Raw genomic sequence first — 23,379 nt, forward strand, 5'->3', positions numbered from 1 at the left:
ATATGGCGATATACCGGAAAGCGAAGACCCTGCGGCTATCGGCGTGATAGGCAGAATCAACGGCTGAATCGATTGAAAATGGGGGCGTCGGTACTATATCAGCAGCACCCGCGCCGACAGTGGTCCCAATACACGCCGGTTCGTGTAATCGTGTAATGTATGGGTTCGGCGCACGTCGCCAGCTTTTACGAAATAACAGAGGTTCCCGCCATGAGCGAACAGATCAAGTATGTGAGCGACGCGTCCTTCGAGGCAGACGTGCTCAAGTCCGACAAACCCGTGCTGGTCGATTTCTGGGCCGAATGGTGCGGCCCCTGCAAAATGATCGCCCCGATCCTGGACGAAGTTTCCAAGGACTACGGCGAAAAGGTGCAGATCGCCAAGATCAACGTCGATGAGAACCAGGGCGTGCCGGCCAAGTTTGGCATTCGCGGCATCCCGACGCTGATTCTGTTCAAGAATGGCGCTGTGGCCGCCCAGAAAGTGGGCGCACTGTCCAAGTCGCAACTGACCGCATTCCTGGACAGCCACCTGTAAGCCATTTTCGGCTGAGGGCGACCCTTCGCGTTGCCCCCCACACACGCTGGCGCACTTCCGCCTGGAAGCTCGCCAGCGTTGTGCTAAGATGGCAGCCAATCTGTTTCCCCGAGCGTTCGCTCGACCGTTCCCCCCTCCCCCGTCTCTCGTTTCGCCGCCCGTTCGGGCCCTTCCCTCATCTTTCGTCTATGCATCTGACAGAACTGAAATCCTTGCACGTGTCCCAATTGCTGGAAATGGCGGGGCAGCTGGAGATCGATAACGCGCAGCGCATGCGCAAACAGGAATTGATGTTTGCCATCCTGAAAAAGAAGGCGAAACAGGGAGAAACGATTTTCGGTGACGGCACGCTTGAAGTGCTGCCTGATGGCTTCGGTTTTCTGCGCTCACCGGAAACTTCGTATCTGGCCAGCACCGACGACATCTATATCAGCCCGTCGCAGATCCGCCGTTTCAATCTGCACACCGGCGACACGATCGAAGGTGAAGTCCGCACGCCCAAGGATGGCGAGCGCTACTTCGCGCTGGTGAAGGTCGACAAGGTCAACACGCAGCCTCCTGAAGCGGTCAAGAACCGCATCATGTTCGAGAACCTGACGCCGCTGCACCCGAACAAGCCGCTCACGCTCGAACGCGACATCAAAGCCGAAGAGAACATCACCGGCCGCATCATCGACATGATTGCCCCGATCGGCCGCGGCCAGCGCGCCTTGCTGGTGGCAAGCCCGAAGTCGGGCAAGACCGTGATGCTGCAGCACATTGCGCACGCCATCGCGACCAACCACCCGGAAGCCGAGCTGTTCGTGCTCCTGATCGACGAGCGTCCGGAAGAAGTGACCGAAATGCAGCGCACCGTGCGCGGCGAAGTGGTGGCATCGACGTTCGATGAGCCTGCCGTGCGTCACGTGCAAGTGGCTGAAATGGTCATCGAAAAGGCCAAACGCCTGGTCGAACTGAAGAAGGACGTGGTGATCGTGCTGGATTCGATCACGCGTCTGGCCCGCGCCTACAACACCGTGGTGCCGACCTCTGGCAAGGTGCTGACCGGCGGTGTCGACGCCAACGCGCTGCAGCGTCCGAAGCGCTTCTTCGGTGCGGCACGTAACCTGGAGGAAGGTGGTTCGCTCACCATCATCGGCACGGCGCTGATCGAAACGGGCAGCCGCATGGACGACGTGATCTACGAAGAATTCAAGGGCACCGGCAACATGGAAGTGCACCTGGAACGCCGCCTGGCAGAGAAGCGCGTCTACCCCGCCATCAACCTGAACAAGTCAGGCACGCGCCGCGAAGAATTGCTGATCAAGCCGGACATCCTGCAGAAGGTGTGGATCCTGCGTAAGTTCATCCATGACATGGATGAAGTCGAGGCGATGGAATTCCTGCTCGACAAACTCAAGACGACCAAGAACAACGCCGAGTTCTTCGACATGATGCGACGCGGCGGCTAAGTCTCCTGCCTGCATAGCGAAAAGCGCACCCATTGTGGTGCGCTTTTTTATTGCTGCGTCAACTGTCTGTTTTTCCAGCGGATTTTCTCGTCAAAGTTGTGAAATTCGCTAGTTCATTTGCATTACAGGTCGGGCGCGCAAGCGTTTGCAACCATCGTCCTTAAACGTCATCGCAAAACAGAAACCCGGCAACCATACTGCAAGCCTGCCCGGGCTGAGCCGCCTCGGCAAAGAAGGAACCACACCAAAAATCGAACGGGGGAAACCATGCGCGAAGAGTCGCTGGAATGTACTGCTGCGTGCCGAACCGTCGTAGTGGCGTCGCGCGCGGGAATGGGGGAGATCGACGAGACGATTCTAGGGGCAGACTGGCACGTGCGGCGCGTAACGTCGATGCGTGAACTGGGCTGCGCCATTCGCGACAGCGCTCCCAAGGCAGGATTGGTCGATTTCGGCAGCGCGTTCTCGGCTGCGGAACTGGATTTACTCGAACGCTGCATGCAGGTCTCGCATGTTGGCTGGGTGGCAGCGCTGCCACCGGCCATGTTGAACCAGGAGCGCGTACGCCAGCTGGTGCGCGATTACTGCGTGGACTACGTCCAGATGCCGCTTCGTACGGATGAGGCTGCGTATTCGCTGCGTCACGCCTGGGGCATGGCCTCGCTCGCCCAGGAGGCCACGCCGGCACCGAAGGCCAATCATGCGCGCATGCTGGGCGAGTGCCCCGCCATGCACGGACTGTTCCGCGCCATTCGCAAGGTCGCGCAGAACAGTGCGCCGGCCTTTATCGCAGGGGAGTCCGGCACCGGCAAAGAACTGACTGCGCAGGCCATTCACGAAGCCTCCTCGCGCGCGGGCGGGCCGTTCATCGCCATCAACTGCGGTGCGATTCCGCCGCACCTGATCCAGTCGGAATTGTTCGGCTACGAGAAAGGCGCATTTACCGGCGCGCATCAACGTCATATCGGCTGGGTTGAGCATGCCAATGGCGGCACGCTGTTCCTCGATGAAATCGGCGACCTGCCGCTCGAGAGCCAAGTCAGCCTGCTGCGTTTCCTGCAGCAAGGCACGATCACGCGGCTGGGCGGGCACCAGGCGATTCCGCTGGACCTCCGCATCATCTCGGCAACGCACGTGGATCTGGAAGCAGCCCAACATCACGGCGGATTCCGCACCGACCTGTTCCATCGACTGTGCGTGCTGACTTTGTCAGTGCCACCACTGCGCGAGCGCGGCAGCGACATCGTGTTGCTGGCCGAACACATCCTCGCCCAGCACGCCAGCGAAGCCTCGCATCGCATCCGCGGGTTCACGCCCTGCGCGTTGCACGCGATGATGCATTACCCGTGGCCGGGCAACGTACGCGAACTCATCAACCGCGTGCGCCGCGCACTGGTGATGACCGACAACCGCAAGATTTCCGCTGCCGATCTGCACCTCGAAGGCTATGCATCCGTGTCGGGCCAGACGCTCGAAGAAGCGCGCGAAGGCGCCGAGTCGGATGCTATCCGCACGGCTATCGCCCGCAACGGCTTCCATATGGGCATGACGGCACGCGAACTGGCGGTGTCGCGCGTCACGCTGTATCGATTGATGCAGAAGCACGGCATTCGGGCGGAGCATCCGCTGCATCCGGCCTAGCGTGGCAGCTGCGCCCCCAGATGTGTTTTGGGAAAAGGGAGGAACGGCTCGACAGGGCCTGCCTCCCACATTCCTCATCTGATCCCTCCAATACTTGGTTCAATGCGCTGAATTTTGCTGCTGGCCGCCCGAATGGGCCGGCGGCGCCAGTGCTGCAAACGCGGTCAGGTTGGTTTGCATCGGGATCCCGTTCGAGGATGGCCATTGAGAAAAGAGTGCCCGCCGGGGGACGGAGCACGAAACCGTTGAACAGCCGTTACGCCGATGTGTCCGGCGCACGTTGCGAAAGCGCCACATTTTGGTGCGCTCGGGGTCGGGCAACGAGCGACGACCTCTGCCAAGAGACTGTCGCGGCGCCGGTAACGCGGCGCCATAGCTGGCGTAACCGGAGGCACACCCCACTTCCAGGGGGGTTGCACAAGCCCCGTCGCCGTTGGATTGTTAAGCCACGCATACGACGTACTCAGTTCGCCGTCCGAGAGCGCGGACACGATAGAACCGGTGGATGGATCGAATGCGCGGGTGGGAACAAGACCGAATGCGAGTCGCGCCGGCAACGTATCGGCGAGAACGCTTCGAAGGGCGATCAGCAGTGTGATTGCACGCTGCACGACGAAATCGCCGTCTACTGCGAGCGCAGGCGCCATGGCGGTCATGGCCGTGCGGCTTGCGACCACTCCGGTCTTCTCGACCGTCCACCCGAACGGCAAACGTCGAGCACAGCGCTGCGCGATTGTCGGCATGGCTCGCTCCTCCCCAACGGGTATAGAGCGACATCCATGCCATGACGGCTAACACCTTGTTTTAACGGGATATTTTCCACACGGAGAGCTGTCCAACCCGGCATGGCATGCGATTTTTGTGTCGCGACTGAAACAGCTGTCGCCATAAAAACCGCCGTTATCGGGTGCTGGCTTTCCGTTGGTTGAAGTGCGCGCCTTGGCGAACGCTGGGCTACAGTAGCCAAGAGGCAGCAACGAGGGTCCCGGGGCATGGCCGCGGCGGCTGTCATTTTTGACTTCCGCCACTAAAATGATTCGGAACGGGGGTCTGCTCCGGCCTGTATCTCGCCTGGGCGACAAGGATGTTCGCAAGATCGGTAACAGGTCGAGAACAACGATGAACACTGTTTTGATCGAAGCCCATCCGTTGGTGCGCACAGGCATTGCGCACCTGCTACGGGCGCTCAAGGGCGTCACTGGCGTCACAGTCGTCGAACCAGACGAAGGGATGTTCGACGCCATCGAAACCAATGCCGACGCGGGCCTTCTTGTCATCGGCCTTCCGCTGCCACATCTGGACGAGTTGTCGGCCATCGGCGAGATCATGCACCGGCCTCACGCGCGCCACGTGGTCGTGCTGGCCGAATCCGAATCGCCCGACATCATCCGCACGCTCATGCAGATGGGCTTGTCAGGCTACACGCTCAAGCACTCGCCGGGCGAAGTCATTGCGGCTTCGCTGGAGCTGGTGCTGGTGGGCGGTCAATACATTCCGGCCAGCGCGTTGCTGCCAGAATCACGCCTGGATGGCGCGCCCAATCCGGCGCTCGCAGGCGATCCGCAGACCGATCCGAAGCTGCTCGGCATTACGCCGCGCCAGTACGAAATTCTGGTCCTGCTCTCGCGCGGGCATCCAGTCAAGACCATCAGCCGCATGCTGAACATCTCCGAGGCAACGGCCAAGGCGCATATCAGCACGCTGTATCGGCGCCTGAAAGTCCGCAGCCGCACCGAGGCGGTGTACGTCGCCAATCAACGCGGCGCGCGGCTCCTCTCGGTCGCCTGATCCTCCGACAAGAGCGCACGCGAGCGTCGCAAAGTTGCTGGCGACGGCCGATATACTGGACGCATGCTTTCGTCCGTCCTCCGGTGGTTCTCCGGCCGCGCACGCACGCGGCGCCTGACCCGCTACGCCATCTCTGACGCGCTGTGGTCGCGCGCGCTCGATGGCCTGCCCTTCCTGCTCGACTGGTCTGACGCGGACCTTTCACGTCTGCGTGAAACGGCCACGCTCTTCATCGCCGAAAAGGAATTCACCACCGCGCACGATTTGCCGCTCACCGACGACATGGTGATCAGCATTGCCGTGCAAGCCAGTGTGCCGATCCTGGAGCTGGGCATGTCGTGGTACGGCGGATGGCACGGCGTGGTCATCTACCCGGGCGAGTTCGTCATCCGCAAGGAAGTCATGGATGAAGACGGCGTTGTGCACAACGTGCGTGAAGAAGCTGCCGGTGAGGCATGGGAGCACGGCCCCGTCATCCTCTCGTGGCAGGACATCGAACTGGGGGGTGCGCTGGCCGAGCCAGGCGCGCAGCCGTACAACGTGGTCGTACACGAGTTCGCGCACAAGCTCGACATGCTCAACGGCGAGTCGGATGGTATCCCGGCGTTTTCATCGCGCCTGCATGCCAATGTTGACCGCGAGCAATGGGCAGATGACCTCTATGCTGAATACGACGCCTTTGCCAATCGTTGCGAGCAGATTCCGGAGCGCCGGTGGGGCGACGACCCGATCCTTTCATTGCTCGACCCTTATGGCGCGCAGCATCCGGCCGAGTTCTTTGCGGTAGCGTCGGAAGTGTTCTTCGTCGAACCGGTAGCCTTGCTGGAGACGCTCCCATCGCTGTACGCGCTCCTGCACGCCTTCTACCTGCAAGATCCGGCACGGCGCGTGCTGGACGCTGAGCAACGCCAGGAGGGATTCCTGCCATGACGATTCGCCAAGCACTTCGCACAACGCTGCTCGGTTGTTGTCTCGCTGTCGGCGCAGCGTGGGCGCAACCAACCGTGCCCGTGGTCCTCAGCGTCACCGCGCAATTCGATGGGCAATCCGAAACCAAACGCGTCACACTTTCAGCCGACGAATCCACCACGGGCCAGCATGTGGCACTGCTCGAACGCACCCACACGTACGACATGGGCGGCTCGATGCCGCGCAAAGAATGGGAGGCGCGCTTCGCCGCCGGCCTGCCCGACGACACGATCCCGTTAGGCTGCGACACCACCACCTGCCAATTCATGCGCCACCGCTGGGCCAAGACCGGCGTGGACGTCACCTTGCGGCCGATGGTCGTGTCGGGCGAGTTCCAGACGCTGTCCATCGGCGTAACGCTGCATCGATTTCAGCCCTCGCCGGACGCCGAGGCCCCCGCCCGGGTCGACACCTGGGCGCGCAACCTCGACACCTCGTTGCGCGTCGGCGACACCAAGACCATGGATCTGGAGGGTCACGGCGTGCTCACGATCGAGCGCTTGGCCAAACCCTGATCGAAATAGGCTTCTTGGGTCACTTTTCGGCGCGACGGCACGACGGTTTTTGTGGCAAGCGCGTTGCCCAAGCCTTTGTTTCTCTGGCATAATCCTCGTTTCTCCACCCGGCAAGTGATTCGAGGGCTGGTCGCACGGTGGCTCCTACCATGTGAGCACCTGAAGCGCGCCGCGAATTGGCTACCTCTACCCAGGGCTCATCATGAAAGAAGGCATTCACCCGAATTACCGCGAAGTCGTGTTCCAGGACATGTCCAGCGACTTCAAGTTCATCACCCGCTCGACCATCCAGACCAAGGAAATGATCACGCTGGACGGCAAGGAATATCCGCTGGCCAAGATCGAAGTCTCGTCCGAATCGCACCCGTTCTACACGGGCCAGCAAAAGGTTCTGGACACGGCCGGCCGCGTCGAAAAGTTCCGCAACAAGTTCGGCAGCAAGATCGGCAAGGCTGCCAAGTAATATCGGCGCCGGAGACGGCTCATCAGATGGACCGTCTCACTGATCAGAAAAAGGCAGCTCCGGCTGCCTTTTTTGTTTCTCGGCACATGGTAGGCCGTTGATTCGGCCCCTTTTTACGATCCGCACGTCGCTGTGCAACCCCGATCGGGCTCGCCCGGTCTGACACTCGATGAACACCACCCGCGTCTCGCGCATCCGCCTGACTGCTGCCGCCACCCGCGAGTTGCCGCGTTGGCTGCTGCTCGCCATCTGCGTGATCTACGGCCTGTCGGGCCTGTTCTCGCGCGACCCGTGGAAGAACGAAGACGCCGCCGGCTTCGGCGCGATGTGGACGCTGGCCACCGGCAACGCGCAGGACTGGCTGATGCCGAACATCGTCGGGCGTCCCGTCGTGCAATCAGGGCCGCTGGTGTTCTGGATCGGCGGCGCGTTCATTCGCCTCTTCGGACAATGGCTGGGTCCAGCGGATGCATCGCGCCTGGCCACCGCCCTCTTCTTCTTCGTCACCAGCGCGTGCATCTGGTATGGCGCCTATCTGCTGGGCCGCCGCGCGGAAGTTCAACCGTTTGAATTCGTCTTCGGTGGCCAACCCAACACGCGCGACTACGGCCGTACGCTGGCCGATGGCGCACTGCTGATCTTCCTAGCCTGCGTAGGCTTGGCGCAACGCGGTCACGAAACAACACCGTTGGTCGGGGCGCTGTGCTTCGTGGCGGTCGCGGTGTATGGCTTGATCCGGGCGTTGGACAAGCCGGTACACGGCAGCCTTGTCTATGGCGTCGGCATCGGCTGCCTGTCGCTGGCCGGCGGCCCAATCCTGCCATTGGCAATCACGGTGGCCGTATTGATCGCCGCGCATGGCACGCGCGTGCTGCCGCTGCGTCCGCTGCTGACAGTGGCGCTGCCCGTGTCACTCGCACTGGGGTGCTCATGGCCGGCGGCGGCCTACTTGCTGGCAAATAATCCAACTGACGCCGTGACCTACGTCCGCGAATGGGCACGCTTCGATCGCCACCAATACGCTGGCCCGACAGCGCATTCGCTCGGCTTTGTCGCGCGCAACCTGCCGCTGTTCGCGTGGCCCGTCTGGCCGCTGGCCGCATGGGCGTGGAAGAGCTGGGGCGGCATGCGCACCGCTCCGCATATCACGTTGCCGTTGGCCGTCCTGCTGCCGCAGTTGGTGCTTCTGCTCATGCAGCCTCACCCGGGCGACGACGGTTTCCTGCTGCTGATTCCGCCGATGGCCGTGATGGCCACGTTCGCGCTGCCAACGCTCAAGCGGGGCGCCATCAGCGCAATCGATTGGTTTGCACTGCTGGCCTTCACCATCCTGGGCGGCACGCTATGGCTGCTGTGGATCGCCAAAATGACGGGCTTTCCGCCCCAGCTTGCACGCAACGTGTACCGCATCGTGCCGGGCTACCGACCCGAGTTCAGCTGGACCGCATTGGTCTGCGCGCTGCTCGTGACCGCGGCGTGGGTGCTGATCGTCGTCTGGCGCACATCGCGGGCGCCCAAGGCCATCTGGCGCGCGGTGGTCATCTCGGCCGCCGGCACCACGCTCATGTGGGTGCTGATGATGACGCTGTGGTTGCCCACCATCAACTACGCCAAGACGTACCGCGATGTCGCGCAGTCCGCCGCCCTGGCGCTGCCGCGCACCTACACATGTGTGCAGCCGATCCGCATGGGCGATGCGCAGCTTGCCTCATTCGCATACTTCGGTCACATCCGTTTTGGCAGCGCCGAGGACAACTGCGACATCCTGCTGCGTCATGACCCGTACGACTACGGCGCGCCGACAAGCGTGTCGAATTACGAGTGGCGCCTGATCTGGGAAGGTCGCCGCCCCGCCGACCGCGACGAGCACTTCCGCATGTACCGCTTGACGGAGGCAGCGGCCGCCACACATCCGCCGCCCACACAGGCAACCACACGCCGACGCAAGCTGCGTCAGTAACGTTTCCGTAGCCTACATGTTTGTCGCCGACGTCCGCCGCATTACCGAACTGGCTTGGCCAGTACTGATCGGCCAGTTGGCTGTTATCGCCTTCGGCGTACTCGATACGGCAATGGCTGGCCGCGCCTCTGCAGCGGACCTCGCTGCGATCGGGCTCGGCGGGTCGATCTACGTCACGGTGTACATCAGCTTGATGGGCGTGCTGCAAGCGCTCTCGCCCATCGCCGGACAACTCTACGGCGCACAAAGGTACGGCGAGATCGGCGAAGAAGTTCGCCAGGCCGTCTGGCTCGGACTGGTGCTCGCGGCGATCGGCATGCTGATCCTGTGGTTCCCTGCCCCACTGCTGCACCTGGCAGACGCCACGCCAGAGCTCGCCGAGAAAGCCACTGCCTATTTGCGGTATGAAGCACTCGCGTTGCCTGCAGCGCTCGGCTTCCGGATCTACTCTGCGTTGAACAACGCGCTGTCGCGCCCCGTGATGGTGACAGTACTGCAGCTCGCCGGGCTCGCCATCAAGTTTCCGCTCAACGCATTGTTTCTGTACGGCGGCATGGGCGTCCCCGCGATGGGTGGCCCCGGCTGCGCACTCGCCTCGATGATCATCAGCTGGCTATGGTTCGTCGCAGCGGCTGCCATTTTGATGCGCAATCCGGCTTACAAGCCGTTCGCGATTTTCACGCACTACTCACCACCCAACCGTGCGCGGCTGTGGGCGCTGGTACGTCTGGGGGTGCCGATGGGCTTCACCTACCTGATCGAGATCACGTCGTTCACGCTGATGGCGATCCTCATCGCGCGCCTTGGCACGGTGGTCCTGGCCGGGCATCAGATTGCCGCCAACCTTGGAGCGGTTGCGTATATGGTGCCGCTCTCGCTATCAATCGCAACGTCCACGTTGGCTGCGCAATCAATCGGCGCCCGCGATCGCGTAGCAGCGCGACGCATCTCGCTGAATGGCATCAAGTTGGCGGTGATGTGCGCGGTCATCGTTGGCGCGGCCGTGTTGTTCTTGCGGCGCGAGCTGGTCAGCCTCTACACGCACGATGACACTGTCCTGGCAATCGCGGTGCCGCTGTTGCCTTTCATCGCCTTTTACCAGATGTTCGATGCCCTGCAGGTCATGACAGCGTTCATCCTGCGCGCATACAAGATCGCGCTCATCCCGACCGTGATCTATGCGCTATCGCTGTGGGGCGTAGGGCTTGGCGGCGGTTATGTGCTCGGCTTTGGGCTGTTGGGGGACATTGCTGCGGCACTGCGCGGCGCAGCTGGTTTCTGGGCCGCCAATGGGCTGAGTTTGATGGTGGCAGGTGCGCTGCTGGTCAGCTATTTCAATCGCGTAAGCCGCGCTGCCGATTAAAGCGAGGTATTCCCCCCTTTAAAGCAGTATCAATCTTGATTTGCGTGGATTGAATTGAAAGCGCAAAAGAAAAAACCCGCTGCAAGCAGCGGGTTTTGATTTGGCGGAGCGGACGGGACTCGAACCCGCGACCCCCGGCGTGACAGGCCGGTATTCTAACCGACTGAACTACCGCTCCGTGTCGGTTGCAAAATCAGCTAGAGACTGATTCTGCTAACGAGCTTCTGGTTAAGCTCTTGTTTTGGCGTCCCCTAGGGGATTCGAACCCCTGTACTCACCGTGAAAGGGTGATGTCCTAGGCCTCTAGACGAAGGGGACAGAAACTGTTTTGCAACGCTTTCTGTCTTACGCTGCGAAGTCCGCTACTATAACGAACTTTTTTGCGTTTTGGAAGCCTCTTTTCAAATTATTTTTTGAATCGAATTTTCCGGCATTTTGGTGGAGCTAAGCGGGATCGAACCGCTGACCTCTTGCATGCCATGCAAGCGCTCTCCCAGCTGAGCTATAGCCCCAAGGTACTGCCTTTTACTGCTTGCTTCTTACTGCATTTCGCTTCGTGTTGCAGCGAAAACAAGAGTATAGGGGAAGTGTTTAGCGCTTGGCAATACCCTTTCGCAAAATTTTTTGCGCCGCACACATCACGCCGCGAGACGATGCAGAACAACGTCGCGGCCGAACAGTTCCAACACTGCATCAATCGACGGTGTTTGCAGTTGTCCCGCTACCAGCAAGCGCACCGGCATCGCCAGCTTCGGCATCTTCCAGCCATTTGCCGCGAGCACTTCCTTGAAGACGACACCAATGGCCTCGCGCTTCCACTCGGGCAGCGCGCTGAGTTTCTCAGCCAGCGCGGCAATGCCCGGACGCACATCGTCGGTGAGGTGCTGTGCGGCCAGTTCCGGCTCGACAGAGATATCCGTACGATAGAACAGCAGCGCCGTCTGGCCGACTTCACGGAGCGTGTTGGCGCGATCCTTTACCAGGGCGATCACATCTGCCAGCACGGGGCCGCCATCCACCTTGCCACCCAGCTCTTCAATGAACGGCTTCACCAGACCAGCCAGACGCGCGTTGTCGGCCTGCTTGATGTAGTGGTTGTTCAGCCAGGCGAGCTTCTCAGGGTTGTATTGCGCAGGCGACTTGCCCAGGTGCTCGAGGTCGAACCACTCGATGAACTGCTCGCGCGAAAAGATTTCGGCATCGCCGTGCGCCCAGCCCAGGCGGGCGAGGTAATTGACGATGGCTTCGGGCAGATAGCCAGCATCCCGATAACCCGTAACAGCCATGGCACCGTGGCGCTTGCTCATCTTCTCGCCCTGCTCGTTGAGCACGGTCGGCAGATGAGCATAGACCGGCGGCGTACCGCCCAGCGCGCGCAGGATGTTGATCTGGCGGGGCGTGTTGTTGACGTGGTCGTCGCCGCGAATCACATGGGTGATCTGCATGTCCATGTCATCCACGACCACACAGAAGTTGTACGTGGGCGTACCGTCAGGACGCGCGATCACGAGGTCATCGAGTTCGTCGTTGGAGATCTCGATGCGGCCCTTCACTGCGTCGTCCCACACGACACTGCCCCCGATGGGGTTCTTGAAGCGGATCACCGGCTGCACGCCCGCCGGCGGCGTCGGCAAAACCTTGCCCGGCGCCGGGCGCCAAGTCCCGTCGTAACGGGGCTTTTCGCCGCGCTCGCGTTGCGCTTCGCGCAGGGCGTCGAGTTCTTCGGTGCTCATGTAGCACGGGTAAGCCAGTTCCTGCTGAACCATCTGCGCGACCACGGCGCGGTAACGGTCCATGCGCTGCATCTGGTAGAACGGGCCTTCATCGATGTCCATGTCCAGCCAGTCCATCGCCTCGAGGATCACGTCGACAGCTTCCTGGCTGGAACGCTCCACATCGGTGTCTTCGATGCGCAGGATGAAGTCTCCCTTCATCTTGCGTGCGAAAGCCCACGGATAGAGTGCCGAGCGGATGTTGCCGAGGTGGATGAAGCCGGTGGGGCTGGGAGCGAAACGAGTGCGGACGCGCTGTGTCATAGGAATGGCTGAACGAATAAGGCCGCGTAGTCGGACCGCGAGCGCGGATCCTGAGCGGCCTCTATCAAAACCGAAATTATAGCAACCGTGCCACGCATATCCGGCCGACCTGTCGCTGAACTTTGGCACAATGGCGGCCGGCCGCAGTGCGCTCGGTTACGACTGAACATCACTGCGCGGCATACCAAACCGCCCCAACCTCCTCATGCAACGCCGCCTCTTCCTGGGCGCCGCCGGCGCCTCCGTCCTCTCCGCCTGCACCGTGACGGGTTTCTCGTCCGGCAAAACCGAAACGCCCCTCACCCCCGCCACAGCGGTGCTGCCGCCCACAGCCCAGCCCGCCACACAGCCCGTGCGGATCGGGTTGGCATTGGGCGGCGGTGCCGCGCGCGGTTTTGCGCACATCGGCGTCATCAAGATGCTGGAAGCCCAAGGTATTCAGATCGACTTCATCACCGGCACCAGCGCCGGTAGCGTGGTGGCGGCGATCTACGCATCGGGTATGTCGGGGCTGGAAATGAACCGCATGGCGCTCAAGATGGACGAGGCCATGATCGCCGACTGGGCGCTGCCGTTCGGCACGCGCTTCGGCGGCTGGCTCAAGGGCGAGGCGCTGGAGAAGTACATCAACCGGCTGGTCAAGCAGAAGTCCATCGAGCAGATGCACATTCCACTGGGCATCGTCGCGACGGACCTCGCGAGCGGCAAGCCGATCCTGTTCCGGCGCGGCAATACTGGTCAGGCTGTGCGTGCGTCGTGCAGCATCCCCGGTGTGTTCCAGCCGGTAACGATCAGCGGCCGCCAGTACGTGGACGGGGGGCTGGTGGCGCCCGTGCCCGTGACGTACGTCAAGCAGATGGGCGCAACGTTCGTGATTGCAGTGAATATCTCGGCAGACCCGTCCAACCAGGCGGTGTCGGGGCAGGCGAGCATGCTGCTGCAGACGACGGCCATCATGGGTCAGAGCATCAACAAGACCGAGCTGGCCCAGGCGGACGTGGTGATCACACCGTCGCTACCGTTCGTTAAGGGCAGCGACTTCACCGCGCGCAACGAGGCGATTCTGGCAGGCGAGCAGGCTGCCCAAGCCGCCATGCCGCTGCTGCGGGAGAAACTGCATCTGACGCAGACCATCGTCGGCACCCCGCTGCCGTCGCACTAAATACCCCCTTTGGGAGGCAACAAAAAAGACCGCCGCAGCGGTCTTTTTTCTATTGTGTGACAGCGAATCAACCGCCGTACATGGCCAGCGGCTTGCCGGCGGCGTTCGGATCGACGCGCTTGAGTTGCTCGACAAAGTTGTCGGCGCCGTCTTTGATTGCGGCACCGGAGTTGCCTTCGATGCGACGGGCGCCGTTGTAGCGCGTCACCCAGTACGAAGCGGTCATGTCATCCACGCGGATCTTGCTTCCCGTGGACGGCGCATGCACAAACTTGTTATCGCCGATATAGATACCGACGTGCGAGAAGGTGTGGCGCATGGTGTTGAAGAACACCAAATCGCCAGGACGCAGTTCAGCTGTGTCTACGCTGGTGCCGACACGGCTCATTTCTACAGCGCGGCGCGGCAGCAGGAAGCCGAAGGTGTCGTTGAAGACATAGCGAACAAAGCCGCTGCAGTCGAGGCCCGATTCCGGTGTGTTGCCACCGAAACGGTAGCGCAGGCCGATCATGCCTAGTGCGTTCATGACCACGTCGCCGGTCTTGCTCATCACGTTGGAGATGAGGCCCGGTTTGGCTTCGGGCTTGACGTCGGCGCGGACTTCCGTGTCCTTGAAGACCGTATCAGCATGCACTGCATTCGACACGATCACGCCGCAGCCGATCACAACCCCTACCGCCAGGCGCGCCATGGAATGAAGTACGAAATGCTGCATTGGTTCTCCCTCGGAAACTCGTGATGATGCGGCAAACATATGCCGCCGCAAATGAGAACAGTCCGAATCTTGTTAAAACAATCTCGCAGGATGATAAAAGTGACACTTTGACTTGTCAAAGGTCGTTACAAATTCTTCGGAATCCACATGCAAATCAGGCACTTAGACATGACTTTAGATGCGCATTCTTACAAAAACAGCGCATCAAAACTGCACTGATTTGGGGCACAAGCGGTGGGTTTTACGGGTTATCCCGCGCAGGGATGAGTGAGGCAGCCGCCATCAGCTTGCAAGTGTAGGGGTGCGAGGGGGACGCCAACACCGCTTCAGTGTCGCCCTCTTCCACCACTTTTCCATCCTTCATCACCACCACGCGATGTGACATCGCGCGGATGACGGCAAGGTCGTGGCTGATGAATAGATACGACAGGTTGTACTTTTTCTGAAGGGCTGACAGCAGTGAAAGCACCTGCTGCTGGATCGACACATCAAGTGCGGAAGTCGGCTCATCAAGCACCAGCAACTGCGGCTTGAGGATCAGCACACGGGCAATGGCGACGCGCTGGCGCTGCCCGCCCGAGAATTCATGTGGATAGCGGCCCAGCGCCGTGCGGTCCAGACCGACTTCGCGCAGGGCTTCGATCACGCGGTGACGGCGCTCTGTAGCGTTGACGTGCGGTTGATGCAGCGCGAGCCCTTCGCCGACGATCTCCTCAATCGTCATACGCGGCGACAGCGAGCCGTACGGGTCCTGAAACACCACCTGCATGCGCGCACGCACAGCGCGGCGCTCGTCGCGCGAAATACGTAGCAGCGAGTTGCCGAGGAAGCGCAAGTCGCCGCTCTTTGCCGCCTGCAGCCCGAGCAGCGTCTGGGCGAGCGTGGTCTTGCCAGAGCCCGATTCACCCACGATGCCGAGCGTCTCGCCTTCGCGCAGTTGCAGCGACACGGAATCGACCGCGGTAAACGGGTCGGATCTGAACCAGCCGGCAAACCCGGGGCGATGGCGTTCGTAGGTAACGGTCAACTTGTCGGCTTCGAGCAGCACGGGTGCAAGCGGCACCAGTGGCAGCACGTCGCGCTGCGGGCGGCTCTCAAGCAAGCGCACGGTGTACGGATGCTGAGGCGCGGCAAATACGTCGGCCGTGTTGCCGGTTTCGACCAAGACGCCCCGCTCCATCACGCCCACGCGCTCGGCAAAGGCGCGCACCATGTTCAGGTCGTGCGTGATCAGCATGATGGCCATGCCGAACTCGGCCTGCAGTTCGCGCAGCAATTGCAGGATCTGCATGCGCACCGTCACGTCCAGCGCGGTGGTCGGCTCGTCGGCCAGCAGCAACTTCGGCGAGCAAGCCAGGGCCATGGCGATCATTGCGCGCTGGCGCTGGCCACCCGATAGTTGGTGTGGAAAAGCGTCAAACCGGCGCGACGCCTCGGCGATGCCGGTGCGCTCCAGCAGCGCAATTGCACGTGCCTTAGCGGCGCGCTTGTCCAGGCCTTCGTGCAGCTCCAGCGTTTCGACGATCTGGTTGCCAATCGTGTACAGCGGATTGAGCGCCGTCATCGGTTCTTGGAACACCATGGCGACATCGGCGCCACGCAGGCCGCGCATCTCGCGCTCGCTCGCGGCCAACAAGTCGCGGCCTTCGAGCAGGATGCGGCCGCTGTATTGCGCATCGGCCAGCAATCGCATGATCGATAGCGCAGTCACTGACTTGCCCGAGCCGGATTCGCCCACCAAAGCGAAGCGTTCGCCAGCGTGCAAGTCGAGCGAGACATGCTTGACGGCTTCCGTCACTTCGCCGTGCTCCGATTCGAAATGCACACACAAGTCATCCAAGCGCAGCAGCGGACCGTCGGACTTCGGTGCGGAAGAACGCAGATCGACGCGGGTCATTTCACCCCCGCCGGTTTCTGGCGCGTGCGCAGTTGTGCGAATGACAGGCGCGTGTCGAAGGCATCGCGCAGCGCGTCGCCCATGAAGGTCAACAGCACGAGGGTCAGCACAAGCACCACGAATGTCGACAGAGAGATCCACCATGCATCGAGGTTGGCCTTGCCCTGTGCGAGAAGTTCACCAAGGCTGGGTGTGGATGGCGGCACGCCGAGGCCTAGGAAATCCAGGCTGGTGAGCGCAAGAATGGCTGCACTCATGCGGAACGGCAGGAAGGTGATCACGGGCGTCAGGCTATTGGGCATGATGTGGCGCCACATGATCTGCCAACTGGACAGGCCCATCGCTCGCGCGGCCTTCACATAGTCAAGCGAGCGGTTGCGGTAGAACTCGGCACGCACGTAATCCGACAGGCTCATCCAGCCGAACAGCGATAGCAGGATGATCAGCAGCCCGAGGCTGGGGGTGAAGATCGACGCAAAGATGATCAGCAGGTACAGCTCCGGCATCGAACTCCAGATTTCTATCAGCCGTTGCGACACCATGTCGAAGCGCCCGCCAAAGAAGCCCATCAGCGCGCCGGTCAACGTGCCGACCAGCACGCCCAGCACCGTGAGCGCCAGCCCGAACAGCACCGAGACACGGAAGCCATACAGCAGCCGCGCAAACACATCGCGGCCACGGTCATCGGTGCCGAGCCAGTTCTCGGCAGAGGGCGGCGCGGGGTTGGGCTCTTTCGAAAAGTAGTTCAGCGTCTCGTACGAATACGGATTGGGCGGGTAAATCGCAAAGCTTCCCGGCTCCTTGAACTTGTCTCGGATGAACGGATCGAGGTAATCCGTCGGGGTCGGAAAATCGCCGCCGAAGGTCGTCTCGGGGTATGCCTTCACGATCGGGAAATACCAGTGACCGTGGTACTTGACCACTAGCGGGCGGTCATTGGAAATGCATTCGGCGCCCAGACTGAGCACGAACAGCACCACGAAGATGAGCAGACTCCAATAGCCCAGCCGATGCTGCTTGAAGCGGCGCCACGCACGCTTGAGGGGGGACGGCGAATGTCTCACCGGATGCGGCGCTGCCGTATTGGTTGGATGCGTGGAAGTGCGTGAATACTGGGTCATGGTTGCCGGCCCGCCTATCGTCCGACCGAGCCGAAATGGATACGCGGATCAACCAGCACATAGCACACGTCGGAAATCAACCGCGCAGCCAGCCCAATCAGCGTGAACAGATACAGCGTACCGAGCACGACCGGATAATCGCGCCGCATCACCGCCTCATACGACAGCAAGCCCATGCCATCGAGCGAGAACAGTTGCTCGATCAGCAGCGACCCCGTGAAAAATGCACCGATGAAGGCCGACGGGAAGCCTGTCACCAAAGGCAGCAGCGCGTTGCGGAAGATGTGCTTCCACAGCACGCGCCGCTCCGACAGCCCCTTGCTGCGCGCCGTCAGCACGTACTGCTTGCGGATTTCCTCCAGGAACGCGTTCTTCGTCAGCATGGTGATGACGGCAAAGCTGCCCACCACCGACGCCATGACAGGCAGCGTGATGTGCCAAAGGTAATCCGTGATCTTGCCGAGCAGGCTGAGCTGATCCCAGTTGTCGGATGTGATGCCGCGGATCGGGAACCACTGGAAGAAGGTGCCGCCGCCAAACAGCACCAGCAGCAACACCCCAAGCACGAACCCGGGAATGGCGTAGCCGACCAACACGATGATGCTGGTCACCAGATCAAACCGGCTGCCCGCCCGCACCGCCTTCGCAATGCCGAGCGGCACCGCTATCAGGTACGTGAGAAAGAATGTCCACAACCCGATCGAAATGGACACCGGTAATTTCGACTTGACGAGATCCCACACGCTGCGATGCTGGAAGTAGCTCTCACCCAGATCGAAGCGTGCAAAACGGCCAAGCATCAGGAAGTAACGCTCAACGGGGCTCTTGTCGAAACCATACAAGGCGCGGATTTCCTTGATTTTCTCGGCATCCACGCCGCGACGGCCGCGATAGTCGAACGCGCCGCCACCGCTAGCCTCGCCGCCGGCGCCCCGCCCCTTCATCTCCATCATCATCTGTTCGACCGGGCCACCGGGCACGAACTGGATCACGACAAACGTGAGCGTGATCACGCCGATCAGCGTCGGGATGAGAAGCAGCAACCGTTTGATCAGGTACGCGAACATGGTGTCACCGATGCGGTCATTTGGCAGCCGATTGGGCGGATTCCGGCGTCCGCCACCAGGCCGTCAGTACCCAGGCCTCTGCCGAGTAGTAATAGGGCAGACGATCCGGGTACATCAGGTTCTTGTTGTAGGCCACGCGGTGCGAAGCCGAATACCAGTGCGGAATTACATAGCAGCCTTGCATCAGCACGCGGTCAAACGCGCGTGAAGCGGTGACCAGTTCGTCGCGATTGTCGGCGCGTAGCACGTCGTCGATCAGCGCGTCCACGGCCGGCGATTTCAGGCCGATCACGTTGTCCGAGCCAGCTTCATCAGCCGCAGCGGAGCCGAAGCGGTCTTTCAGCTCGTTGCCAGGGCTTTGCGAATCGGGAAAGCGCAGCGAGATCATGTCGAAATCGAACTCTTCCAACCGCTTCTGGTAGAGCGCGAAATCGGTCATACGCTGGTTGACCTGAATGCCGAGCTTCTCAAGATTGCGCGCATACGCCGCCATGACGCGGCTCATGGCGCCCCCATCGTCGAGCATCTCGAAGACAAACGGCTCGCCCTTGCTATTGCGCAGCGCGCCGTCTGCGTACGTCCAACCGGCCTGGGCCAGTAGGCGGCGCGCCTGCCGCAGGTTGTCACGCAGTGAGCTTGGAGGGTCAGTTGAAGGCGGTGCCGGCAGCACGCCAAACACCTCCGGATCGAGCTTGCTGCGCAGCGGCTCCAGCAACGCCAATTCGCCCTTGCTGGGCATGCCCGTCAGCGAATCGGACGCGGCCAGCTCGCTATTGGCGAAATAACTGTCGAGCCGGCGATAGGCGCCATAGAAAAGCTGGCGATTGAGCCATTCGAAATCGAGCGCCAGCGCCAGCGCCTTGCGCACCCGAAGATCCTGGAACAACGGTCGCCGCAGGTTCATTACAAAGCCCTGCATGCCCGCGCCGTTGCGATGCGGGAATTCGCTCTTGATCAGCTCGCCGCTGCGGAACTTCACGCCAACGTAACTCTTGGCCCAGTTCTTGGCGCGGTATTCGACCATGGCGTCGTACTCGCCGGCCTTGAAGGCTTCGAGGCGGGCGGTCTCGTCCTTGTAGAGCTTGTACTGGATGCGTTCGAAATTGAACGAGCCACGGCGCACGTTCAGGTCGCGGCCCCAATATTCGGGATTGCGACGGAAGGTAATGCCGCGCGACGGATCAAAGCGTTCGATCACATACGGGCCGCTGGCAATCGGATCCTGGAAGGTCAGCTTGTCGAACGCGACATCCTTGCCGCCATCCGGGTCGTCGGGCTTGCCGCTGCCCTTGCCCCACTTTGGCGAGAACACCGGCAACCCGCCGACGATGAGCGGCAGCTCCTTGTTCTTGCGCTTGAACTCGAAGCGGATGGTGCTCGCGTCCACCACCGTCACCTTGGCCACATCCGCTGTCATGCTGCGGTAGGCGGGGCTTGCGCCCTTGCCCATCAGCATGTCGTAGGAGTATTTGACGTCCGACGCACGGACGCGATCGCCGTTGGAGAATTGCGCGCGCGGATTGATGTGGAACGTGACCGAAAGCTCGTCAGGGGCGACCGTCACGTCGTCCGCGAGCAGCCCATAGCCGCTGGCGGTCTCGTCCCAACTCGTAATGAGCAGGCTTTCGAAGACAAGCTGATTGAGCCCCGGCGCCGACGTCCCCTTGATCGTGAACGGATTGAACTTGTCGAAGCTCGTGCGCCGGTCGGGGTTGCCGAGCAGCAGCATGCCGCCGATGGGCGCCTTCGGGTTCAGATAGCCGAAGTTCGAGAAACCGGCTGGATACTTGAGGTCGCCATATTCGGCGTAGCCATGGGCCGCCCAGGCGGGTGTCGCGCAGATCGCCGCCAGCAGGCTGACCAGCGCCATGAATCGCTTGTGTGTCGCAACGCGCACGCTCATTGCGCCCCTTGCCCCCAAAGTCCTTGCATGCGTTGATCCGATTGATCGCTGTCTGAAAAACTGTTTTCGACGATTCTAACGCCCTCACACGGCAATCCCACCAATTCCGGCCCGGGGATCGTCCCGCATTGACAAGGCTGGCAGCGGTTGTGCGGCACTGCGCAAATACGGAGCCGCCCCGCGCTTTCCGGTATGATCGCGCCCACCTAATTGCCTCGCGCCCGGGATACCGACGCTGCCTAAGCGCAGTGACGAGTGACCACAGCGCGACGTTGCCCCACATTTGTACGGAGAAACCATGGGATTCCTCGCTGGCAAGCGCATTCTGATTACCGGCCTTCTGTCCAACCGCTCGATCGCCTACGGCATCGCCAACGCATGCAAGCGCGAGGGCGCGGAACTGGCCTTCACCTACGTCGGCGAACGCTTTAAGGACCGAATTACTGAATTCGCTACCGAGTTCGACAGCAAACTGGTGTTTGATTGCGACGTCGGCAGCGATGAACAGATCGCCAAAGTGTTCGAAGACCTCGGTCAGCACTGGGGCCACTTCGACGGCCTCGTGCACTCGATCGGCTTTGCACCGCGCGAAGCGATTGCCGGCAACTTCATGGACGGCCTGTCGCGCGAATCATTCCGCATCGCGCACGACATCTCGGCGTACAGCTTCCCCGCGCTGGCGAAGGCCGCGCTGCCGATGCTCTCGCCCAATGCTTCGCTGCTCGCCCTGACGTACCTGGGTGCCGAGCGCATCGTCCCGAACTACAACACGATGGGCCTGGCCAAGGCATCGCTGGAAGCCGGCGTGCGCTACCTGGCGGGCGCGCTCGGGCCGAAGGGCATTCGCGCCAACGGCATCTCCGCCGGCCCGATCAAGACGCTCGCGGCCTCCGGCATCAAGGATTTCGGCAAGCTGCTGAAGTACATGGAAGACGTGGCCCCGCTGCGCCGTAACGTCACGATCGAGGAAGTCGGCAACGTGGCTGCGTTCCTGCTGTCGGACCTGGCCAGCGGCGTGACCGGCGAGATCACCTACGTCGATTGCGGCTTCAACGTGACCGCAGGCGTGCCGGAGAGCGTCGGCCAAGGCTGATGCATTGATGATGCGCGCGCCATCTTCGGATGGGGCGCGCATGTCAGACTGCGACTCATACAGAGCAACAGACAAAGAAAAAGCCCGCATGGCGCAAACCATGCGGGCTTTTTGACGTGCAGTGCAATGCGAGCCGTCACGTCAGCTCGACTCGCATCCGCCTGTTATGCGCGCTTCCCGCGAGAAGCGCCAAACTGGCGGAGACGGAGGGATTCGAACCCTCGATCCAGGTTTTGGCCCGGATGCTCCCTTAGCAGGGGAGTGCCTTCGACCTCTCGGCCACGTCTCCCAAACTTGCGTCACACGAAGGAGCCCGTGCAACGAAGCGCGTATTCTAGCCACTTCACCCCACCCGGTCAACGGCAACTGCACGACACGCGGTGAGAATCTGTGGCCCCGAGGGTCGCCACCCCGGCCATCCGGTGCTAGCTCAGCCGATTACGCCTGATCCAGCTCGAACGCCTTGTGGAGTGCGCGCACGGCCAGCTCCATGTACTTCTCATCGATCAGCACCGAGATCTTGATTTCCGAGGTGGAGATCATCTGAATGTTGATGCCCTCTTCCGACAGCGTGCGGAACATCTTGCTGGCGATGCCCACGTGCGAACGCATGCCCACACCCACCACAGAAACCTTCGACACCTTCGGGTCGCCCGACACGCTGGCCGCACCGATATGCGCCTTCACGCTGTCGTTCAGGATCGCTAGGGCGCGCTGGTATTCACCACGCGGCACGGTGAAGGTGAAGTCCGTCTTGCCTTCCACCGACTGGTTCTGAATGATCATGTCGACGTCGATATTGGCGTCGGCGACCGGGCCCAGGATCTGATACGCGATGCCAGGCTTGTCCGGCACACCGATCACGGTGATCTTGGCTTCGTCGCGGGCAAAGGCGATGCCGGAAATGGCGGCGGCTTCCATGTTCGAATCTTCCTCAAAAGTAATCAGCGTGCCCGAGTTCATCTCGATGTCGAGCGGCATCAGCGGGTCGGTCAGCGACGACAGCACGCGGGTCTTCACGCGGTACTTGCCGGCAAACTCCACCGAGCGAATCTGCAGCACCTTGGAACCGAGGCTGGCCATTTCCAGCATCTCTTCGAAGGTAATCTTGTCCAGGCGACGGGCATCGTCCACCACGCGCGGGTCGGTCGTGTACACGCCGTCGACGTCGGTGTAGATCAGGCATTCGTCGGCTTCGAGCGCAGCGGCAACCGCCACGGCCGAGGTATCCGAACCGCCACGGCCCAGCGTGGTGATGTGGCCTTCGCTATCGATACCCTGGAAACCCGTGATGACGACCACGCGACCGGCGTCGAGATCCGCGCGCACGCGCTCGTCGTCGATCGACTGGATACGAGCCTTGGTGTAAGCCGAATCGGTCTTCACAGGCACTTGCCAGCCGGTGTAGCTACGGGCATCGATGCCTTCGGCGTGCAGCGCGATGGCCAGCAGACCCACGCTCACCTGCTCGCCGGTCGAGGCAATCATGTCGAGTTCACGCGGGTCGGGCTGGGCCGAAATCTCTTTGGCCATGCCCAGCAGGCGATTGGTTTCGCCAGACATAGCCGATGGAACGACCACGATCTGGTGACCTGCGCGGTGCCACTTGGCAACGCGCTTGGCGACATTCTTGATGCGTTCAACCGAACCCATCGAGGTGCCACCGTACTTGTGAACGATGAGAGCCATCTTGGAAAG

Annotated in this window: 18 protein-coding genes and 4 tRNA genes; 11 read left to right on the forward strand and 11 right to left on the reverse strand. The window is 61.5% G+C overall.

Translation table 11 applies throughout. The annotated features are described in order from the left end of the window. Window positions 1-210: 210 nt before the first annotated feature. The 9 genes from trxA (at window position 211) to BM136_RS08720 (ending at window position 10,687) form a co-directional block, all read left to right on the forward strand. Window positions 211-537 (forward strand): thioredoxin TrxA, encoded by a 327-nt coding sequence (trxA, locus tag BM136_RS08675; protein WP_004626253.1) that lies wholly within the window; start codon window positions 211-213, stop codon window positions 535-537. A 188-nt stretch (window positions 538-725) separates the two neighbouring features. After that, entirely contained in the window at window positions 726-1,988 is a 1,263-nt protein-coding gene (rho, locus tag BM136_RS08680; protein WP_004626250.1) for a transcription termination factor Rho, read from the forward strand. Window positions 1,989-2,255: 267 nt separating this feature from the next. Continuing rightward, a complete protein-coding gene (locus tag BM136_RS08685; protein ID WP_092971483.1) occupies window positions 2,256-3,629 on the forward strand; it encodes a sigma-54 dependent transcriptional regulator in 1,374 nt (457 codons plus the stop codon). A gap of 1,119 nt (window positions 3,630-4,748) precedes the next feature. After that, entirely contained in the window at window positions 4,749-5,417 is a 669-nt protein-coding gene (locus BM136_RS08695; protein ID WP_092971484.1) for a LuxR C-terminal-related transcriptional regulator, read from the forward strand. Window positions 5,418-5,480: 63 nt separating this feature from the next. Then, a complete protein-coding gene (locus tag BM136_RS08700) occupies window positions 5,481-6,347 on the forward strand; it encodes a M90 family metallopeptidase (RefSeq protein ID WP_092971485.1) in 867 nt (288 codons plus the stop codon). Continuing rightward, window positions 6,344-6,901 (forward strand): hypothetical protein, encoded by a 558-nt coding sequence (locus tag BM136_RS08705; protein ID WP_092971486.1) that lies wholly within the window; start codon window positions 6,344-6,346, stop codon window positions 6,899-6,901. The genes BM136_RS08700 and BM136_RS08705 overlap by 4 nt, the downstream gene beginning before the upstream one ends. Window positions 6,902-7,103: 202 nt before the next feature. Further along, the gene (locus BM136_RS08710; RefSeq protein WP_004626237.1) at window positions 7,104-7,364 is read left to right on the forward strand and encodes a type B 50S ribosomal protein L31; all 261 of its coding nucleotides are present in this window, start codon (window positions 7,104-7,106) and stop codon (window positions 7,362-7,364) included. Between the two features lie 169 nt (window positions 7,365-7,533). Beyond that, window positions 7,534-9,324 (forward strand): ArnT family glycosyltransferase, encoded by a 1,791-nt coding sequence (locus BM136_RS08715; RefSeq protein WP_092971487.1) that lies wholly within the window; start codon window positions 7,534-7,536, stop codon window positions 9,322-9,324. Between the two features lie 16 nt (window positions 9,325-9,340). After that, complete coding sequence (locus BM136_RS08720) at window positions 9,341-10,687, forward strand: MATE family efflux transporter (RefSeq protein ID WP_092971488.1); 1,347 nt, start codon at window positions 9,341-9,343, stop codon at window positions 10,685-10,687. 101 nt (window positions 10,688-10,788) lie between these two features. Here the strand turns inward: BM136_RS08720 and BM136_RS08725 are convergent. From BM136_RS08725 to gltX, 4 genes are all read right to left on the reverse strand, one after another. Further along, window positions 10,789-10,865 (reverse strand) — tRNA-Asp (locus tag BM136_RS08725). A gap of 64 nt (window positions 10,866-10,929) precedes the next feature. Then, window positions 10,930-11,005, reverse strand: a tRNA-Glu gene (locus tag BM136_RS08730). Between the two features lie 118 nt (window positions 11,006-11,123). After that, a tRNA-Ala gene (locus BM136_RS08735) sits at window positions 11,124-11,199 on the reverse strand. 126 nt (window positions 11,200-11,325) lie between these two features. Beyond that, entirely contained in the window at window positions 11,326-12,723 is a 1,398-nt protein-coding gene (gltX, locus tag BM136_RS08740; protein ID WP_092971489.1) for a glutamate--tRNA ligase, read from the reverse strand. 205 nt (window positions 12,724-12,928) lie between these two features. Here gltX and BM136_RS08745 point away from each other — a divergent pair, with 205 nt between their 5' ends. Continuing rightward, window positions 12,929-13,885, forward strand: coding sequence for a patatin-like phospholipase family protein (locus BM136_RS08745; RefSeq protein WP_092971490.1), 957 nt, complete (start codon window positions 12,929-12,931; stop codon window positions 13,883-13,885). 67 nt (window positions 13,886-13,952) lie between these two features. Here the strand turns inward: BM136_RS08745 and BM136_RS08750 are convergent, their stop codons facing one another. From BM136_RS08750 to BM136_RS08770, 5 genes are all read right to left on the reverse strand, one after another. Continuing rightward, window positions 13,953-14,600, reverse strand: a complete 648-nt coding sequence (locus BM136_RS08750) for a C40 family peptidase (RefSeq protein WP_027677664.1) — start codon at window positions 14,598-14,600, stop codon at window positions 13,953-13,955. 241 nt (window positions 14,601-14,841) lie between these two features. Further along, window positions 14,842-16,497 (reverse strand): ABC transporter ATP-binding protein, encoded by a 1,656-nt coding sequence (locus tag BM136_RS08755; protein ID WP_092971491.1) that lies wholly within the window; start codon window positions 16,495-16,497, stop codon window positions 14,842-14,844. Then, the gene (locus BM136_RS08760) at window positions 16,494-17,618 is read right to left on the reverse strand and encodes an ABC transporter permease (RefSeq protein WP_092971492.1); all 1,125 of its coding nucleotides are present in this window, start codon (window positions 17,616-17,618) and stop codon (window positions 16,494-16,496) included. Before BM136_RS08760 ends, BM136_RS08755 begins: the two co-directional genes overlap by 4 nt. Before the next feature lie 14 nt (window positions 17,619-17,632). Beyond that, a complete protein-coding gene (locus BM136_RS08765) occupies window positions 17,633-18,685 on the reverse strand; it encodes a microcin C ABC transporter permease YejB (protein WP_092971493.1) in 1,053 nt (350 codons plus the stop codon). Between the two features lie 16 nt (window positions 18,686-18,701). Beyond that, window positions 18,702-20,588, reverse strand: coding sequence for an extracellular solute-binding protein (locus tag BM136_RS08770; RefSeq protein ID WP_092971494.1), 1,887 nt, complete (start codon window positions 20,586-20,588; stop codon window positions 18,702-18,704). Between the two features lie 298 nt (window positions 20,589-20,886). Here BM136_RS08770 and fabI point away from each other — a divergent pair, with 298 nt between their 5' ends. After that, window positions 20,887-21,681 carry an enoyl-ACP reductase FabI gene (fabI, locus tag BM136_RS08775; RefSeq protein WP_092971495.1) on the forward strand — a complete coding sequence of 265 codons (795 nt, stop codon included), beginning with the start codon at window positions 20,887-20,889 and terminating at the stop codon, window positions 21,679-21,681. Between the two features lie 195 nt (window positions 21,682-21,876). On the opposite strand, the gene BM136_RS08780 is transcribed toward fabI, so the two are convergent. Then, window positions 21,877-21,970: transfer RNA gene (locus BM136_RS08780), tRNA-Ser, on the reverse strand. A 149-nt stretch (window positions 21,971-22,119) separates the two neighbouring features. Continuing rightward, window positions 22,120-23,370, reverse strand: a complete 1,251-nt coding sequence (locus BM136_RS08785; RefSeq protein WP_092971496.1) for an aspartate kinase — start codon at window positions 23,368-23,370, stop codon at window positions 22,120-22,122. Window positions 23,371-23,379 lie beyond the last annotated feature (9 nt).

This window comes from Ralstonia sp. NFACC01 (assembly GCF_900115545.1).
GTDB lineage: Bacteria > Pseudomonadota > Gammaproteobacteria > Burkholderiales > Burkholderiaceae > Ralstonia > Ralstonia mojiangensis.

Coding starts and splice junctions, on each gene's coding strand:
- trxA (WP_004626253.1), top strand. CDS start 211: ATGAGCGAACAGATCAAGTATGTGAGCGACGCGTCCTTCGAGGCAGAC.
- rho (WP_004626250.1), top strand. CDS start 726: ATGCATCTGACAGAACTGAAATCCTTGCACGTGTCCCAATTGCTGGAA.
- BM136_RS08685 (WP_092971483.1), top strand. CDS start 2,256: ATGCGCGAAGAGTCGCTGGAATGTACTGCTGCGTGCCGAACCGTCGTA.
- BM136_RS08695 (WP_092971484.1), top strand. CDS start 4,749: ATGAACACTGTTTTGATCGAAGCCCATCCGTTGGTGCGCACAGGCATT.
- BM136_RS08700 (WP_092971485.1), top strand. CDS start 5,481: ATGCTTTCGTCCGTCCTCCGGTGGTTCTCCGGCCGCGCACGCACGCGG.
- BM136_RS08705 (WP_092971486.1), top strand. CDS start 6,344: ATGACGATTCGCCAAGCACTTCGCACAACGCTGCTCGGTTGTTGTCTC.
- BM136_RS08710 (WP_004626237.1), top strand. CDS start 7,104: ATGAAAGAAGGCATTCACCCGAATTACCGCGAAGTCGTGTTCCAGGAC.
- BM136_RS08715 (WP_092971487.1), top strand. CDS start 7,534: ATGAACACCACCCGCGTCTCGCGCATCCGCCTGACTGCTGCCGCCACC.
- BM136_RS08720 (WP_092971488.1), top strand. CDS start 9,341: ATGTTTGTCGCCGACGTCCGCCGCATTACCGAACTGGCTTGGCCAGTA.
- gltX (WP_092971489.1), bottom strand. CDS start 12,723: ATGACACAGCGCGTCCGCACTCGTTTCGCTCCCAGCCCCACCGGCTTC.
- BM136_RS08745 (WP_092971490.1), top strand. CDS start 12,929: ATGCAACGCCGCCTCTTCCTGGGCGCCGCCGGCGCCTCCGTCCTCTCC.
- BM136_RS08750 (WP_027677664.1), bottom strand. CDS start 14,600: ATGCAGCATTTCGTACTTCATTCCATGGCGCGCCTGGCGGTAGGGGTT.
- BM136_RS08755 (WP_092971491.1), bottom strand. CDS start 16,497: ATGACCCGCGTCGATCTGCGTTCTTCCGCACCGAAGTCCGACGGTCCG.
- BM136_RS08760 (WP_092971492.1), bottom strand. CDS start 17,618: ATGACCCAGTATTCACGCACTTCCACGCATCCAACCAATACGGCAGCG.
- BM136_RS08765 (WP_092971493.1), bottom strand. CDS start 18,685: ATGTTCGCGTACCTGATCAAACGGTTGCTGCTTCTCATCCCGACGCTG.
- BM136_RS08770 (WP_092971494.1), bottom strand. CDS start 20,588: ATGAGCGTGCGCGTTGCGACACACAAGCGATTCATGGCGCTGGTCAGC.
- fabI (WP_092971495.1), top strand. CDS start 20,887: ATGGGATTCCTCGCTGGCAAGCGCATTCTGATTACCGGCCTTCTGTCC.
- BM136_RS08785 (WP_092971496.1), bottom strand. CDS start 23,370: ATGGCTCTCATCGTTCACAAGTACGGTGGCACCTCGATGGGTTCGGTT.